Source organism: Pseudomonas fluorescens, from assembly GCF_001307275.1.
Classification (GTDB): domain Bacteria; phylum Pseudomonadota; class Gammaproteobacteria; order Pseudomonadales; family Pseudomonadaceae; genus Aquipseudomonas; species Aquipseudomonas fluorescens_AA.
Window position 1 is genome coordinate 1710814 of the sequence record NZ_CP012831.1, and the last position, 15276, is coordinate 1726089.

General features: G+C 60.9%; 12 protein-coding genes and 1 pseudogene. 10 read left to right on the top strand and 3 right to left on the bottom strand.

Annotated features, from left to right (window positions below; translation table 11 throughout):
* The first annotated feature begins 129 nt into the window (after positions 1-129).
* From AO356_RS07715 to AO356_RS07740, 6 genes are read left to right on the top strand one after another with little or no spacing between them, the layout of a single operon-like run.
* A complete protein-coding gene (locus AO356_RS07715; RefSeq protein ID WP_060739259.1) occupies positions 130-1017 on the top strand; it encodes a proline iminopeptidase-family hydrolase in 888 nt (295 codons plus the stop codon).
* A 3-nt stretch (positions 1018-1020) separates the two neighbouring features.
* Positions 1021-1968 (top strand): ABC transporter permease, encoded by a 948-nt coding sequence (locus AO356_RS07720; RefSeq protein ID WP_060739260.1) that lies wholly within the window; start codon positions 1021-1023, stop codon positions 1966-1968.
* Complete coding sequence (locus AO356_RS07725) at positions 1965-2822, top strand: ABC transporter permease (protein WP_060739261.1); 858 nt, start codon at positions 1965-1967, stop codon at positions 2820-2822. The genes AO356_RS07720 and AO356_RS07725 overlap by 4 nt, the downstream gene beginning before the upstream one ends.
* Positions 2819-3805 carry an ABC transporter ATP-binding protein gene (locus AO356_RS07730; RefSeq protein WP_060739262.1) on the top strand — a complete coding sequence of 329 codons (987 nt, stop codon included), beginning with the start codon at positions 2819-2821 and terminating at the stop codon, positions 3803-3805. Before AO356_RS07725 ends, AO356_RS07730 begins: the two co-directional genes overlap by 4 nt.
* Positions 3802-4773 (top strand): ABC transporter ATP-binding protein, encoded by a 972-nt coding sequence (locus tag AO356_RS07735; RefSeq protein ID WP_060739263.1) that lies wholly within the window; start codon positions 3802-3804, stop codon positions 4771-4773. The genes AO356_RS07730 and AO356_RS07735 overlap by 4 nt, the downstream gene beginning before the upstream one ends.
* Positions 4774-4801: 28 nt before the next feature.
* Positions 4802-6316: an ABC transporter substrate-binding protein gene (locus AO356_RS07740; protein WP_060739264.1), complete on the top strand. Its 1515-nt coding sequence runs from the start codon at positions 4802-4804 to the stop codon at positions 6314-6316.
* A 21-nt stretch (positions 6317-6337) separates the two neighbouring features.
* Here AO356_RS07740 and AO356_RS07745 read toward each other — a convergent pair whose 3' ends face one another.
* Positions 6338-6928, bottom strand: a complete 591-nt coding sequence (locus tag AO356_RS07745) for a hypothetical protein (RefSeq protein WP_060739265.1) — start codon at positions 6926-6928, stop codon at positions 6338-6340.
* A gap of 359 nt (positions 6929-7287) precedes the next feature.
* Here AO356_RS07745 and katG point away from each other — a divergent pair, with 359 nt between their 5' ends.
* The 3 genes and pseudogenes from katG to AO356_RS33350 all read left to right on the top strand — a co-directional run bounded on the left by katG (position 7288) and on the right by AO356_RS33350 (position 11771).
* Positions 7288-9552 (top strand): catalase/peroxidase HPI, encoded by a 2265-nt coding sequence (katG, locus tag AO356_RS07750; protein ID WP_060739266.1) that lies wholly within the window; start codon positions 7288-7290, stop codon positions 9550-9552.
* Between the two features lie 434 nt (positions 9553-9986).
* A pseudogene (locus AO356_RS33345) lies at positions 9987-10865 on the top strand (methyl-accepting chemotaxis protein); the annotation flags it as partial.
* Between the two features lie 201 nt (positions 10866-11066).
* Positions 11067-11771, top strand: a complete 705-nt coding sequence (locus AO356_RS33350) for a methyl-accepting chemotaxis protein (RefSeq protein ID WP_371919212.1) — start codon at positions 11067-11069, stop codon at positions 11769-11771.
* Between the two features lie 54 nt (positions 11772-11825).
* Here AO356_RS33350 and AO356_RS07760 read toward each other — a convergent pair whose 3' ends face one another.
* Positions 11826-12245, bottom strand: coding sequence for a type II toxin-antitoxin system VapC family toxin (locus AO356_RS07760; RefSeq protein WP_060739268.1), 420 nt, complete (start codon positions 12243-12245; stop codon positions 11826-11828).
* Entirely contained in the window at positions 12242-12487 is a 246-nt protein-coding gene (locus AO356_RS07765) for a FitA-like ribbon-helix-helix domain-containing protein (protein WP_060739269.1), read from the bottom strand. Before AO356_RS07765 ends, AO356_RS07760 begins: the two co-directional genes overlap by 4 nt.
* 230 nt (positions 12488-12717) lie before the next feature.
* On the opposite strand from AO356_RS07765, the gene AO356_RS07770 reads away from it, so the two are divergent.
* Entirely contained in the window at positions 12718-15267 is a 2550-nt protein-coding gene (locus AO356_RS07770) for a Tc toxin subunit A (protein WP_060739270.1), read from the top strand.
* Positions 15268-15276 lie beyond the last annotated feature (9 nt).

Here is a 15276-nt window from a genome sequence, read left to right on the forward strand (position 1 = left end):
GTGCAAGTAGAATGCCACGCCTGAGCGAGGGAATGCCAGAGATCAAACCTATAAGAATTGCTAGCTTATGGGCGCGTAGCTTCCTCGGTAAGGTTTAGCCAACGGGCGCACCTGAGCAGGAGAGCAATGATGTGGCGTGAGATCGAGCCAGACCAGCGGTACGACGTGGAAGTCGATGGTCATCGTCTGGTGGCCTATGGCTTTGGCGACGGCGACGACGTGCTGTTGTGCCTCAATGGCGGGCCGGGATTGCCTTGCGATTATCTGCGTGACAGCCATGGCTGGCTCAAGGAAAAGGGCTTGCGGGTCATCGCTTTCGATCAGTTGGGGACCGGCGCCTCGGCCAGGCCTACTGACGAATCCCTGTGGGACATCACCCGCTATGTGGCGGAGGTAGAGACCGTCCGCCAAGCCCTCGACCTGGGCAAAGTGCACCTGCTGGGGCACTCCTGGGGTGGCTGGCTGGCGATCGAGTACGCCATTCATCACCCTCAATCGCTGAAAACCCTGATCCTGGAAAATACCGCCGGCGATATTCCTCATCTGTCCCTGGAGCTGGGGCGTCTGCGGGCTGCCCTGGGCAGTGAGACCGTCGCGATGATGCAGCGCCATGAAGCCTTGGGCACCCTGGATCATCCGCAATACCAGGCGGCCATCACCCTGCTCAACTACCGCCATGTCTGCCGTCTGGACGAGTGGCCAGCACCGGTGACACGTTCCCTGGGCGACTGGAACATGGGGCCTTACATGACCATGCAGGGCCCCAACGAATTTCTCTATACCGGCAATCTCAAGGACTGGAATCGCATCGAGCAGATGGCCGGCTTCGAAATGCCTGTGCTGATCACCACCGGTCAACATGATGAACTGACGCCAGCCTGTGCGATGCGCATGAAAATGGCGCTCAAGGATGTACAACTGAATGTGTTCCCCAACAGCAGCCACATGCCGTTCTACGAAGAGCCCCAAGCCTACTTCCCAGTCCTGCTGGACTTTCTGCACCGCCATCGGAACTAGCCCATGAACCTGGCGCGCTACCGTTTCATACTGTCGCGCCCGCTACAGCTATTGCCGGTGCTGTTTGGCATCAGCATGATCACCTTTGTGCTCGTGCGCTCGATCCCCGGGGACCCCGCCAGGGCGCTGCTGGGCTCGCGCAGCACGCCGGAGGCGCTGATCAGGATTCGTGCCCAGTACGGTCTCGACCAGCCCTTGTGGATGCAGTACTTCTACTTTCTCAAGAACCTGCTCAAAGGCGATCTCGGCCAATCGCTGCTCTACAAAGTCGATGCCTTGCAACTGATCAGTACCCGCATTGAACCAACCCTGTTCCTGGTGCTCGGCAGCGTACTGCTGGCGCTGCTGATTGCCGTGCCACTGGCCACGGTAGCGGCACGCAACAAGAGCGGTTGGCAGGATCATCTGATTCGCCTGTTCACCACGGCAGGGCTCGGCATGCCGGCGTTCTGGCTCGGCATCATGTTGATCCTGCTGCTCAGTGTGCAGTTGGGACTGTTCCCGGTCTCAGGCTATGGACGTACAGGGTGGGACAAACTGCATCACATGGTTTTGCCGTGCCTGACCATTGCCTTGGCACTCTCCGCCGTTCTGGTGCGCAACCTGCGCGCGAGCATGCTCATGGAGCTACAAGCCGATCATGCCACCGCCGCACGGGCCCGGGGCTTGTCCGAGCGGGCGATATTTCGCCGGCATGTGCTGCCCAACTCCCTGGTACCGGCGGTCAACCTGCTGGCGGTAAATATCGGCTGGTTGATCAGCGGCACGGTGGTCATCGAAAGTCTGTTTGCCATTCCCGGCATCGGTCAATTGCTGGTACGCGGCATCTTTACCCGCGACTACATGGTGGTCCAAGGCGTGGCCATGGTGCTGGCCCTCGCCACCGTCACGGTCAATTTCCTCGCCGATGTGCTGACCGTGATGATTGATCCGCGGGTGAACATGCGATGAGCGGCCAGACCCTCAGTCCCACCTGGCGTCTTGCGCTGCGCTTCGGCTTGCGCAACGGTCGCCTGGCCACCGTGCTAGGCCTGGCGATCCTGTTTGGCTGGCTGTTGCTCGCCCTCTTGGCACCCTGGGTCGCGCCCTTCGATCCGATTGCCCAGAACACCGATATTCGCCTGCTGGGGCCGAGCCTGGCCCATCCGTTCGGCACGGACAATTTCGGTCGCGACGTTCTTTCCCGAGTGATCTGGGGTGCGCGCATCGACTTGCAGATTTCCGTGATCGGAGTGGTTTTCCCGTTCTTGATCGGCACTTGCGTCGGCGCCTTGGCCGGCTATATCGGTGGCCGCTTCGACACGATCTGCATGCGCCTGATCGATATTATCCTGGCCTTCCCCTTCCTGGTGCTGATGTTGGCAATCATGGCCATCCTCGGCCCCGGCCTGAGCAGCTTTTATATTGCGATGGCCCTGGTGGGCTGGGTGTCCTATGCACGGCTGATCCGTTCGCAGATCCTGGTGCTCAAGCAAAGCGATTTCGCCTTGGCGGCCAAAAGCCTGGGCTTCGGCCATGGACGCATTCTGTTTCGGCACCTGTTGCCCAATGCCATGTTCGGTTCGATCGTGTTTTCCATGTCCGACGCGGTGCTGGTACTGCTCAATGGGGCGGCGGTCAGCTATCTCGGCCTGGGGGTTCAGCCACCCACCGCCGAGTGGGGCACGATGGTCGCCGAAGGCCAGAGCTTTATCACCAACGCCTGGTGGATCTGCACCTTCCCGGGACTGGCGATCGTCACCTTGGCCATGGGCTTCAGTCTGCTGGCCGACGGTGTCGCCGAGCACCTCGGAGAACGCCCATGAGCACACCGGTGTTGCACGTCGAGGACCTCAGCGTGATCGCCGGCCACGGTGAGGACGAGGTCACGCTGGTGGATCGCGTGTCATTTGACTTGGCCGAAGGCGAAATCCTCGGTCTGGTGGGTGAAAGCGGCTCAGGCAAGACGATGGCCTGCCGGGCCTTGATGCGCTTGCTGCCCTCTGCAAACCTGCGGGTCCAAGGCAAGGCCGTGCGCCTTGCCGGCAAGGACCTGCTGACACTGGATGAAGCCGACATGCGGGGCATACGGGGTCGGCGGCTAGGGATGATTTTTCAGAATCCCGGCAGTCATCTTGACCCGTTGATGCGTATTGGCGAACAGATCGGCGAGGGCATACGCCTGCATCAGGGGGCGTCCAAGCGTGAAGCACGGGCGAAGGCCATTGATGTGTTACGCCAGGTGGGCATTCCCGATCCGCTAACGCGGGTCGACAGTTTTCCCCATGAGTTTTCCGGTGGCATGCGTCAACGCGCCATGATCGCCGTGGCATTGGGTTGCAACCCCCAGGTGCTGATCGCCGATGAGCCGACCACTGCCCTGGATGTCACGGTACAGGCACAGATCCTGCGCCTGCTCCTGGATTTGCGCGACCAACGTGGGCTGTCAATCATCATGATCACCCACGACCTGGGGATCGTCGCCCAGACCTGTGATTCCATCGCGGTGATGTACGCCGGTCGGCTCTGCGAACACGGCAACAAGCTTGATCTGCTGGCTCACCCACGACATCCCTATACGGCGGCCCTGATCGACTGCCAACCGGCTACCAGCGCCGGCCATGCCATGCTCAGAACCATCGCCGGCCAGCCGCCTCTGCTGGATGCGCTGCCCACCGGTTGCCGCTTCAATCCTCGCTGCCTTCAACAGGGCAGCCAGTGCACGCGGCTGTTGCCACAGATGCAAGTCACGACAGAGGCACACCGAGTTGCCTGCCATTACCCGCAGCCTGTGGAAGCTTCGTCATGACCCTGTTGCACGTGAAAGATCTGCAGGTGCGCTTTGCCGCCCCTGGCAGTGGTCCGTTCGGAATCAACAGGCAATGGGTGAAAGCCGTCAACGGAGTGTCGCTGAGTCTGGCCGCCGGAGAGGTGCTTGGGTTGGTGGGGGAGTCGGGCAGCGGCAAGAGCACCCTGGGTCGGGCCATCTTGCGCCTCACTGAGGTCAGCGCCGGACAAATCCTGTTCGATGGCGTGGATATGGCTCAAGGCAAGCGTATCGACATCGAGCGACTGCGCCACGAAACCGCGATGATTTTCCAGGATCCTTATACCGCCCTCAATCCACGGATGAGCATTGGCGACACTCTGGCTGAAGTGCTGCGCGTGCGCTGTGCGATCCCTGCATCGCTGATTCGCCAGCGGGTCGATGAACTGCTGAACCTGGTCGGCCTGCGACCGGAGCTGGCCCACCGCAAACCGGGTTCGTTGAGTGGCGGTCAATGCCAACGTGTGGGGATCGCTCGGGCACTGGCCATCGAGCCACGGTTGATCATCGCCGATGAATGCGTGGCCGCGCTGGACGTTTCCATCCAGGGACAGATCATCAACCTGCTGCTGGAGCTGCGACAGCGCATGAACCTGGCGATTCTGTTCATCGCTCACGACCTGGCGATCGTTCGGCGGCTCTGTGATCGGGTCGCCGTGATGTACCTCGGCGAGATCGTCGAGCAAGGGCCCACGGAGACCGTGTTCAGCAGCCCGCGGCATCCTTATACCGTCGCGTTGATCCAGTCCATTCCACACATCGACCCGACTCGACCGTTGCTGAGCGCCCCCCTGCCTGGCGAGCCACCCAGCCCCCTGAACCTTCCATCCGGCTGCGTTTTTCACCCGCGCTGCCGGTATGCACAACCCATCTGCGCGAAAACGCCGCCCCCCAGCCATGACATCAATGGACATCGTTATAGCTGTGTGCTCGGAGAGCCATTGCTCTAAAAAACATTCATCAATAGGGAGTTTGACCATGCGATCGAAACACTTGAAGTTGCTGACCGCCGCGACGTTGACCGTTTGCACACTGGCGGCCGGTGTCGCCCAGGCAGCAGGCGTGCTGACCATCGGTTGCCGTGAAGAAAGTACGACGTTCGACCCGATCAAAAGCGCGCAGAACCGTGATAACTGGGTGTTCTCCAATGTCTACGACGTATTGGTGCGCGTCGACAATACCGGCACCCAGCTGGTACCGGGGCTGGCCGAAAGCTGGCAGGTTTCCGACGATGGCATGACCTATACCTTCAAACTACGCTCGGCCAAGTTCTCCGACGGCTCAGCGATTACCGCCAGCGATGCAGCGTTCAGTCTGTTGCGAATCCGCGACAACAAAGGGTCGTTGTGGAGCGACTCCTACAAGATTATCGACAAGGCCCAGGCAACCGACCCGCAGACACTGGTGGTGACACTCACGAGCCCTTCAGTGCCCTTCCTCGCGCAGCTGGCGTTACCCAACGTCTCCATCCTGTCGCAAAAGGCCATGGAGAAAATGGGTGAGGAAGCCTATGCCCAGGACCCCGTCGCCTCTGGCGCCTTTATCGTCAAGGAGTGGCTACGCGGTGATCGCGTAGTGCTGGAAAAGAACCCCCACTTCTGGCAGGCCGACAAGGTGAGCCTGGATGGCGTGGAATGGATCTCCATCCCGGATGACAATACGCGAATGTTGAAGGTACAGGCCGGTGAACTGGATTCGGCGATCTTCGTGCCCTTCTCGCGCGTCGAAACCCTGAAGAAAGATCCCAACCTGGTCGTACACATGGATCCCTCCACCCGTGAGGATCATCTGCTGATCAACCATGAGCACGGCCTGCTGGGCAAGCCTGAAGTACGTCAGGCCCTGGACCTTGCGATCAACAAGAAATCCCTGGTCGATACCGTGACCTTCGGCCATGGCCAGGTGGCTTATTCCTACATTCCTAAAGGAGCGCTTTATCACAATGCCGATAATCTGCAGCGCCCGTACGACCCGGAAAAAGCCAAAAAAATGCTGGCCGATGCAGGCGCTTCAGGCCTGAAGCTCAACTATGTGGTCAATGCGGGCAATGAAGCCGACGAGCAGATCGCCGTGCTGGTCCAGCAACAGCTCGCAGCAGTCGGCGTGACAGCCACCTTGCAGAAAGTCGACCCAACCCAGAGTTGGCAAATGCTGATCGACGGCGACTACGATCTGTCCGTGATGTACTGGACCAACGACATCCTCGACCCGGACCAGAAGACCACCTTCGTGCTGGGACATGACACCAACATGAATTACATGACCCGCTACAAGAACGACAAGGTCAAGGATCTGGTCGCGGCCGCGCGGGTAGAAGTGGACCCGACCAAGCGCAAGCAGATGTATACCGACCTTCAGGCAATCGCCAAGCAGGACGTCAACTGGATCGATCTCTACTACAGCCCGTACATCAATATTTCGCGCAAGAACATCGAGCACTTCCAACAAAACCCACTGGGACGCTTCTCTCTTGAGGAAACAGTGAAGCGCTAGCGAGCAGTGGCAACGCCTTGATCACGAATCGAGGCTTGCCACTTGATGGCCGAGCAACATCGGCCGCTCCCCGGTCATCTCACACAGCAGCGCTGTGACGGCGTTCCCTTCAACCGTGCCATGCTCTTGCAGAAAGCCCGCCACGGCGCTGACCGCCGGCCAGTAACGGTGCACCAGGCAACTGCAACGAGCGATGGCCTGGGCTTGGGCGTCGAGCAGCTTGCGCGGTGGCAGCAGGCTGATCAGCTCGTGCCCCCGGTCCAGGTCACCCCGGCCGCTGCCCCTGAACAGCCGGTCGGACCTTCGGTGCCGGTAGACCGCTTCGGCCACAGGCCCGGCGAAGCAATGGAGCAGGTCACGCTCGATAGCATCGATCATCGAGGGCAGGTATTCAGCGATCCCCGGCGCGTCGAAGGCCGGGCGCGAAACAAGGTAGTCGGCTTCGACCAAGCCTTCTGCGTACTGCGGGTTGCCGCGCAGGTCGAACAGCGGCCCCGCCCAGGCTTCGACCTTGGTACGCACGGTGATGCGCTTTATCGGTAGGCCATTCCACCAAAAGGCCAGGGCATGACCGGCTTCGTGGAAGGCCGTGCTGCGCGGGCATTTGTTCATGATGGGGTCCGTCACGGCAGGCGCCGTTCATATCATCTGCCTCACCGCCGGGCGCCGATAAAAGATTATCCCTATCGACCGTTAATACTGCGCCTATTAGCTATCTGGCAAAGGAGGACTAGCCTGAATTCAGGCTGGTGTAATCCGGCCCGTGAAACCTGACAAGAGATACGAAGCGTTCAGAAACGTACTGGGCTTGCCGTGGGCCACCGTACTGGCAATTAGATGTTGCCGCGTAGCCAAACATGATCAGTTGAGCGAACTGTGAGCCCTGCGCCCTGTGTCATTTATTTCGCCTGTCGCTATTCGAAGCCCGCCGGGCTGGATAGCTGGATGAATACGACCAAAGGTAGCTTCTCATGGCAAACGAATCGAAATGCCCGTTCAATCACGCCGCTGGCGGTGGCACGACGAACCGCGACTGGTGGCCGAACCAACTGAATCTGAAGATCCTGCACCAGCACTCCTCGCTGTCCGACCCAATGGGCGAGGATTTCAACTATGCCGAAGCGTTCAAGCGCCTGGACTTCCAGGCCTTGAAACAAGACCTGAATGCGCTGATGACCGACTCGCAAGACTGGTGGCCGGCGGACTTCGGCCACTATGGGCCGCTCTTTGTCCGCATGGCTTGGCACAGTGCAGGCACCTACCGCACCGGTGATGGGCGCGGTGGGGCGGGTTCCGGCCAGCAGCGGTTTGCACCGCTCAACAGCTGGCCCGACAACGTCAGCCTCGACAAGGCGCGTCGGCTGCTGTGGCCGATCAAGCAGAAGTATGGTCGCAACATCTCCTGGGCCGACCTGATCGTCCTCACTGGCAACGTCGCGCTGGAGTCCATGGGCTTCAAGACCTTCGGCTTTTCCGGTGGTCGTGCCGATGTCTGGGAGCCGGATGAAGACGTCTACTGGGGTTCCGAAAACAAATGGCTGGGGGGCGATGTCCGCTATGGCAAGCCCGACAAAGCCGCCATGCAGGATCCCGGCGAGGGCCAATTGGTGGCCGAACCTGGCAACGAAGAAAGCCGAACTGACGAAGGACGCAACCTGGAGAACCCACTGGCCGCCGTGCAGATGGGGCTGATCTACGTCAACCCGGAAGGCCCCGAGGGCCAGCCGGACCCGGTCGCCGCCGGGCTGGATATTCGCGAAACCTTCGCCCGCATGGCGATGGACGACGAAGAAACCGTGGCACTGATTGCCGGCGGCCACGCCTTCGGCAAGACCCACGGCGCCGGGCCTGCGGACAATGTCGGTGCCGAGCCCGAAGCCGCTGGCCTGGAGCTGCAAGGCCTGGGCTGGAAGAGCACCTTCGGCACCGGCAAGGGGCCCGACACCATCACCAGTGGCCTGGAAGTCACCTGGACCACCACGCCCACCCGCTGGAGCAACAATTACCTGGAGAACCTGTTCGGCTTCGAATGGGAACTGACCAAGAGCCCGGCAGGCGCGCATCAATGGACACCGAAAAACGGCGCAGGCGCGGGCATCATCCCCGATGCCCACGACCCGGCCAAACGGCGTAACCCAACGATGCTGACCACCGACCTGGCCCTGCGCTTCGACCCGATCTACGAAAAAATCTCCCGGCGTTTCCTGGAAAACCCGGAGCAGTTGTCCGACGCCTTTGCCCGCGCCTGGTTCAAGCTGATCCACCGTGACATGGGCCCGCTCTCACGCTACCTCGGCCCGGAACTGCCCAACGAAGAACTGCTGTGGCAAGACCCTATCCCGGCGGTCGACCATCCGCTGGTCAACGACAGCGACATCGCTGCCCTCAAAGGCAAGCTGCTGGCCGCGGGCCTCACGGTTTCACAGCTGGTGTCCACGGCGTGGGCCGCGGCTTCCACCTTCCGTGGTTCCGACAAACGCGGCGGTGCCAACGGTGGCCGCCTGCGCCTGGCCCCGCAGAAGGATTGGCCAGCCAACCAGCCAGAACAACTGGCCCAAGTGCTGGCGACCCTGGAAAAGGTTCGGAGCGAGTTCAATACGGCCCAAGCCGACGGCAAGAAAATCTCCCTGGCGGACCTGATCGTGCTGGCCGGCAGCGCCGGTATTGAACAGGCCGCGAAAAATGCCGGGCTCAGCGTGACGGTACCCTTCACGCCAGGACGCATGGACGCGAGCCAGGAGCAGACGGACGTCGAGTCGTTCGGTTTTCTCGAGCCCATTGCCGATGGTTTTCGCAACTACCTCAAGGGCCGGTACCGCGTGTCCGCCGAGGCGCTGCTGATCGACAAGGCACAACTGCTGACCCTCAGTGCCCCGCAAATGACGGCACTGATTGGCGGCCTGCGGGTACTGGATACCAACGTCGGCCACACTGCGCACGGTGTCTTTACTCAACGGCCAGGAACGTTGACCAACGACTTTTTCGTCAACCTGCTCGACATGGGCGTGGAATGGAAAGCCCTTTCCGACACCCAGGAAACCTTCGAGGCCCGCGACCGCAAGACCGGCCAGGTCAAATGGACCGGCACGCGCGTCGATCTGGTCTTCGGCTCCAACGCGCAGCTGCGGGCCCTGGCCGAAGTCTATGCCAGCCCGGATGCCCAGGAGCAGTTCGTCAAGGACTTCATCGCGGCGTGGGTCAAGGTGATGAACCTGGATCGGTTCGATCTGCGGTGAGAAGCGTCCAAGCCCATGAGGTCGTGCAAGGACGCGGCCTCATGAACTTTTCTTCACACCACGCCTGCGTGTGATTGGGTAAAGTCCCCTCGCTCATTCAAGAAACTAAGGTTTTAGCCCGCGCTCCCAGCGGGCTTTTTTTTGCCTGGAATTCAGCGAAACCGCGATATCCGGAAAAAATCTTTCAGATCCAGCCCCCGCCGCCGATAAAGCCCTGCACACGTTTTTGCTGGCTCTTAACAACAACAATCTTCCAGCGTACTGACGATCAAGCAGCACAACGTTCCTGGAGGAATTTGATGAATAGCTGGTTTGGCAACATTAGCGTCAACATGAAATTGGGCCTGGGCTTCGGCCTGGTGCTGGTCCTGACCTGCCTGCTGGCCCTGACCAGTTGGACCAGCCTGGGCGGTCTGATCCAGCGCAGCAACTGGATGAGCGACATCACTCAGCTCAACGCCGGCCTGACCAAACTGCGCGTCACCCGCCTGCAATACATGCTGACCAATGGCGACGAAACCGCCGCACAAAATGTGCAGACCACCCTCGATGGTTTCGTGGCGCAACAGAACACTCTGCTCAGCAGCTTCAAGAGCCCGGAAAACGTCAAGCTGCTCAAGGAGCAGAGCGCGGTCATCAGTGCCTATCAGGTCTCCCTGAACAAAATGCGCAGCGCCTACCGCACCGGCAACAGCGCCCGCGACGCCATGGGCGCGAACGCCGAGGTCGCCTACAAGCTGATCGAGGCCATCGACGCCGACGTGCGGCACATGGCCCTCAGCGATGAACGTTTCGCCCAGTTCCAGGCCATCACCGAGGCCAAGCAGGCCTTCATGCTGGCCCGCTATGAAGTGCGCGGCTATACCGCCAACAGCAACGCCGACACCGAACGCAAGGCCATCGCTCAGCTGGACGCCGCCATCGCTTCGCTCAAGCCTTTGAATGAACATTTCTCCAGCAGCCGCCAGGATGAACTGCGGCAATTGGAAAACGCCCTGACCCAATACCGCAGCGCCGTGCAGGCCTTCAAGCTGGCCACCGCCGATGTGGTCCAGGCCCGCAAGGAAATGACCGACCAGGGCACGACCATCGTGACCTTGAGCGAGCAGCTGTACCAGATCCAACTCGACCGCCGCGACGCTGAAAGCGCCCAGGCCCGCACCCTGCAACTGGTCAGCACCTTGCTGGCGTTGCTGATGGGCGTCATTGCCGCCGTGATCATCACGCGCCAGATCACCGGCCCGCTGCGCGATACCCTGGCCGTGGTCGAACGCATTGCCAGTGGCGACCTGTCGCAGAACGTCATCGTCACCCGCCGTGACGAGCTGGGCGTGCTGCAACAAGGCATCGCACGCATGGGCGTGACCCTGCGCGACCTGATCAGCGGCATCCGCGATGGCGTGACCCAGATCGCCAGCGCCGCCGAAGAGTTGTCCGCCGTGACCGAGCAGACCAGCGCCGGGGTCAACAGCCAGAAAGTCGAGACCGACCAGGTCGCGACCGCCATGCACGAGATGACCGCCACGGTCCAGGAAGTCGCGCGCAACGCCGAAGAAGCCTCCCAGGCAGCCGCCGCCGCGGATGGCGAAGCCCGCGCCGGCGACAAGGTGGTCAGCGAAGCCATCGCCCAGATCGAACGCCTGGCCAGCGAAGTGGTGCGTTCCACCGACGCCATGACCGTGCTGCAACAGGAAAGCGACAAGATCGGCAGCGTCATGGACGTGATCAAGGCCGTGGCCGAGCAGACCAACCTGTTGGCGCTCAACGCCGCCATCGAAGCGGCCCGCGCCGGTGAAGCCGGGCGTGGTTTCGCCGTGGTGGCCGACGAAGTCCGCGGCCTGGCCCAGCGCACGCAGAAATCCACCGAGGAAATCGAAGGCCTGGTGGCCGGCCTGCAGAACGGTACCCAGCAAGTGGCCGCCGTGATGAACAACAGCCGCAGCCTCACCGACAGCAGCGTGGCCCTGACGCGCAAGGCTGGGGAATCCCTGGGAAACATCACCCGCACGGTGTCGAACATCCAGTCGATGAACCAGCAGATCGCCGCCGCTGCCGAGCAGCAAAGCGCCGTGGCCGAGGAGATCAGCCGCAGCATCATCAACGTGCGCGACGTGTCAGAACAGACCGCCGCCGCCAGCGAAGAAACCGCCGCTTCCAGCGTGGAACTGGCGCGGCTGGGCAATCAATTGCAGATGATGGTCAGCCACTTCAGGGTTTGATCATGGACAACGCCCGGTTCCGATGGAATACGGGCGTTATGTATGAAGCCCCCTTCAAGCGTTCCAGGGGTTGATGACGTCAACCCCTGGAAACTCGAAGTCCCTGGTATTGCGGGTTGCAATTAGCGCCCCGTGAGTACGGCAAATAGCGGCAATCTGTGCATCAGCCATGCCGGCCGTCCTCCCCTTCGCCTCGCATGACGCAACGAGGGTCGCGTACTCAACCGCCGCATGGGCATCGAAAGGCAGGATCCGGCCAGCAAAATCCTCTTCGAACATTGCCATTGCATGGGCTTCAAGCCTTTGCTTGCGCTTGCCGGAAGGCAGCCGGGCGACACCATGAAGAATTTCCGCCACGGTAACAGCGCAAATGACCAGTTCCATTGCAGGCTGCAAATCAACCCAGGCCAGGACACTGGCGTTCGGCTCTGCACGCATGAACTCTGAAATCACGTTGGTATCGAGCACTATCATTCAGATAAATCCGCCGCATTGGCCTTTTCGTCACGCGCAGGCAGATCCAGTTCCACACCGCCCAGGGCACTGAATCTGTTTCGAATGCGACTCCCCAATCCACCTTCAGGACTCACTCTTGCCAAGGCACGCCCTAAAATCAGCCGGGCCTCTTCCTCCATGGAGTGGCCGTTATGGGCTGCCGCGATACGCAGTTGTTCCTTTATCTGATCGTCCAGGTTTCGAATAGTGAGGCTGGCCATAAAACACCTGCAATCAATGAAATCATTGATTGCAAGCTAGTTTAAAGCGCTCAACTTGTCTAGCGGCCACTCACCCGTCAGCCCCCAGGGACCACCGGGAATCAAAAACCGCCCCACGCATCGCCCTTTCGTACACATCTTCCCCTGACGTCCTACCGTTTTTTTCTGCGTGCTCCTGTACGGTTTTCTCCCGAAACGCACATTCCGTTCGAACAGGAGATAGACCCCACATGGACGTTAGCAACGACTCGCTGTTGCACCGGCTCGTCGCCTTCCCTGCCGGCAAGAAAACTTCAGAAACCAAATTCAGAACAGCCCTACAGCACATGGGTGTGACGTCGGTGTTCGACATCGTGCGCATGGACAAAGCGCAGTTCGCCCTCGAACTCGCCAAGCACAGCGACGCGGATGCCGGGCGGGTGTATGACAGCGCTGTGAGCTATGCCGGACAAATCAGCCGCCTGTACCAGGAGCACCGCGTGTCACCCAGGAAGGACACCCAGCCAAGTTTCCGGTACAGCCTGGATTCGGATACAACGCCAGCGTCCGCCGGCTATCAGGCACTCTTCGAAGAAAACTGGGATCAGTTCTGCGACGAAGGCGACATCGCCGCCATCGACTCACCCGTGGCGTATCTGCGAGCCCTGTATCTGTTCGCCCGGCAATTGGAGCAGCTACCGGCCCCTGTACAAGCGGCCAGGATCACCTTGGAGGAACGGCGCCCGGACCTCGGCAAGCTGATGCTCGATCGACAGAGCGCCTTCGCCACGCGCCCGATGCTCGACATCGTCAACGACACCCTGCGCAGCAACATCGCGGTGCACCTGGCCAGTACCGACAGGGCCAAGACCGTCCAGCAGGTGCTGGCCAGCGAGCACTATCCCTTCTCGCTGCCCTATGACCTGCATCACCACCAATGCCTGCTTGGCTTGGGCGCAGGCAAACCCGTGCTGGGCGAGCTGAACTATCGGATCAGCCTGCAATTGCCATTTTCACGAGGCCCTTCGGCGTACGGTCGCGTCACGACGTCTCATGTCGATGCCCAAAAGCTGTTGTCCGGTCTCAGCCCGGAACAACAGAACCTGCTGCTCGCGCCAAGCGCTTCAAGCGCCAAGCCTGACGCGCTGAAGAAAAGCTATGGCACCCAGGACATCACACGCCTGGATCAGCTCGATTTTTTCCAGGAACGCACCGGGCTGACGACGGACCAGGTGGAACAATTCCTGGCGCAAGGCCGCTACAGCCCTCGCAGCTCGATCAACAACCCGGACGCCATGCAGAGCGTTTATGGCGCCAGCTACATCAACGGGTCGGAGCGGACGGACGCCCTGCGCATCAAAACCCAAGGGGCGTCGCGCGTCTTCCTGCACTATTCCGATGAACGTTTCGATCGTCTCCAGCGCATGATCCGCCTGCATCGCTGGACCGGTATCCCCGTGGCCGAACTGGACACACTGATCATCAATGCCCTGCGATCCGAGGGGAGCGACACACTCAGCGCCAACACGTTGCGCACCCTTGGCGTCTACCGGTACCTGAACCAACGTCATGGCATCGCGCCTGAAGAATTTGCTTCTTTGTTGCACGACATGCCGATTGGAGCCTGCGGGGAACGAGTCCCGTTGTTCGATCAGGTGTTCAATCGCACCCGCTTGCTTGAAAACCCCGTGTGGCAATACCCCAAGAAGCGCTTGGCCGTCACCGACCTGCAAACCTTCAGCTACTTGAGTGCCGGCCTCGGATTGCCCATGACTCAGGACGCGTTGCTATTGCTTGCGCAACAGAGCGAACAATACCTGCTGGGGTTGGAACACGACCTGCCTACGGTTTCATCCCTCTACCGCCAGGCCCGCATCGCCCGGATGCTGGGCCTATCGCCGCTGGCGTGCACCGAGCTGGCCCGGCTACTGGGAGGGGACGATTACGGCAAGGCGCTGGTGACCGGGCGACTGTCTCCCCCGGCATCCTCGGCACCCGACATTCTCGACGTGCTGATGGCCTTGGATTGGGCCGTCGACTGGCTCAGGCAAAACGGGCTCGATGTGCTGCAGTGGTGTCGTCTGTTCGCTGAACCAGAAGCGGGCTTGCCACTGAACCAGAACCAGGAACAACGCCTGGCGAGACTTCGAGAGGACACCGAGCACGTCCCTCAGCACCTGGTTGAAACCCTCCTGCATGACATGGCCGACCTTTCCAGCGAGCTCGTTCCCCACGTGATGCAAATGGCCGGTACCGATGCCGAGGCGCTTGTCGCGGCCATCAAGGCTGCCCCGGGCATCATGCCGCAGGCGCTGGCAAAGGTACTGCGCACCGCCGAGGCTTGCCAACACCTGCACCTGAGCAGCAGCACGCTGAACGCCTTGATGGAAAACCCGACTTGGCTGGCCCCGAACACTTCCAGAGCCCTCACCCCGCAAACGCTGTATCTGCTCGAGCGTTTCAGCCATTGCGCCCGTCACCAGGCGCAATCCGAACAAAACCTGCTGCACTATCTGCACGTCGCCAACCAGGACGGCCAACAGGCGGAAAAAGAAGCCAACAGCCTGCTGGCCAGCCTCCTGAACTGGAACAGCGAAGAAGTGCAACGCCTCACGGCGCAATTGGAACCGCGACGCGCAACGTCAATGGAAGCGCTGGACTGGGTCATCCGCTGCCAGGCGTGCTGCGTCAGCACAGGGCTGTCGGCAGAGCTGCTGCTCAAGGCAACCGCACTGAACCCCCAAAGCCCTGCTTCGGATTGGAAAACCGTCGGCGAAGCGCTGATCGCGGCCAGCCATTGACCACCCCAC

What these genes read in the sequence shown, in the direction of transcription:
- AO356_RS07715 (WP_060739259.1), top strand. Translation starts at nt 130, where the DNA reads ATGTGGCGTGAGATCGAGCCAGACCAGCGGTACGACGTGGAAGTCGAT.
- AO356_RS07720 (WP_060739260.1), top strand. Translation starts at nt 1,021, where the DNA reads ATGAACCTGGCGCGCTACCGTTTCATACTGTCGCGCCCGCTACAGCTA.
- AO356_RS07725 (WP_060739261.1), top strand. Translation starts at nt 1,965, where the DNA reads ATGAGCGGCCAGACCCTCAGTCCCACCTGGCGTCTTGCGCTGCGCTTC.
- AO356_RS07730 (WP_060739262.1), top strand. Translation starts at nt 2,819, where the DNA reads ATGAGCACACCGGTGTTGCACGTCGAGGACCTCAGCGTGATCGCCGGC.
- AO356_RS07735 (WP_060739263.1), top strand. Translation starts at nt 3,802, where the DNA reads ATGACCCTGTTGCACGTGAAAGATCTGCAGGTGCGCTTTGCCGCCCCT.
- AO356_RS07740 (WP_060739264.1), top strand. Translation starts at nt 4,802, where the DNA reads ATGCGATCGAAACACTTGAAGTTGCTGACCGCCGCGACGTTGACCGTT.
- AO356_RS07745 (WP_060739265.1), bottom strand. Translation starts at nt 6,928, where the DNA reads ATGAACAAATGCCCGCGCAGCACGGCCTTCCACGAAGCCGGTCATGCC.
- katG (WP_060739266.1), top strand. Translation starts at nt 7,288, where the DNA reads ATGGCAAACGAATCGAAATGCCCGTTCAATCACGCCGCTGGCGGTGGC.
- AO356_RS33350 (WP_371919212.1), top strand. Translation starts at nt 11,067, where the DNA reads ATGACCGCCACGGTCCAGGAAGTCGCGCGCAACGCCGAAGAAGCCTCC.
- AO356_RS07760 (WP_060739268.1), bottom strand. Translation starts at nt 12,245, where the DNA reads ATGATAGTGCTCGATACCAACGTGATTTCAGAGTTCATGCGTGCAGAG.
- AO356_RS07765 (WP_060739269.1), bottom strand. Translation starts at nt 12,487, where the DNA reads ATGGCCAGCCTCACTATTCGAAACCTGGACGATCAGATAAAGGAACAA.
- AO356_RS07770 (WP_060739270.1), top strand. Translation starts at nt 12,718, where the DNA reads ATGGACGTTAGCAACGACTCGCTGTTGCACCGGCTCGTCGCCTTCCCT.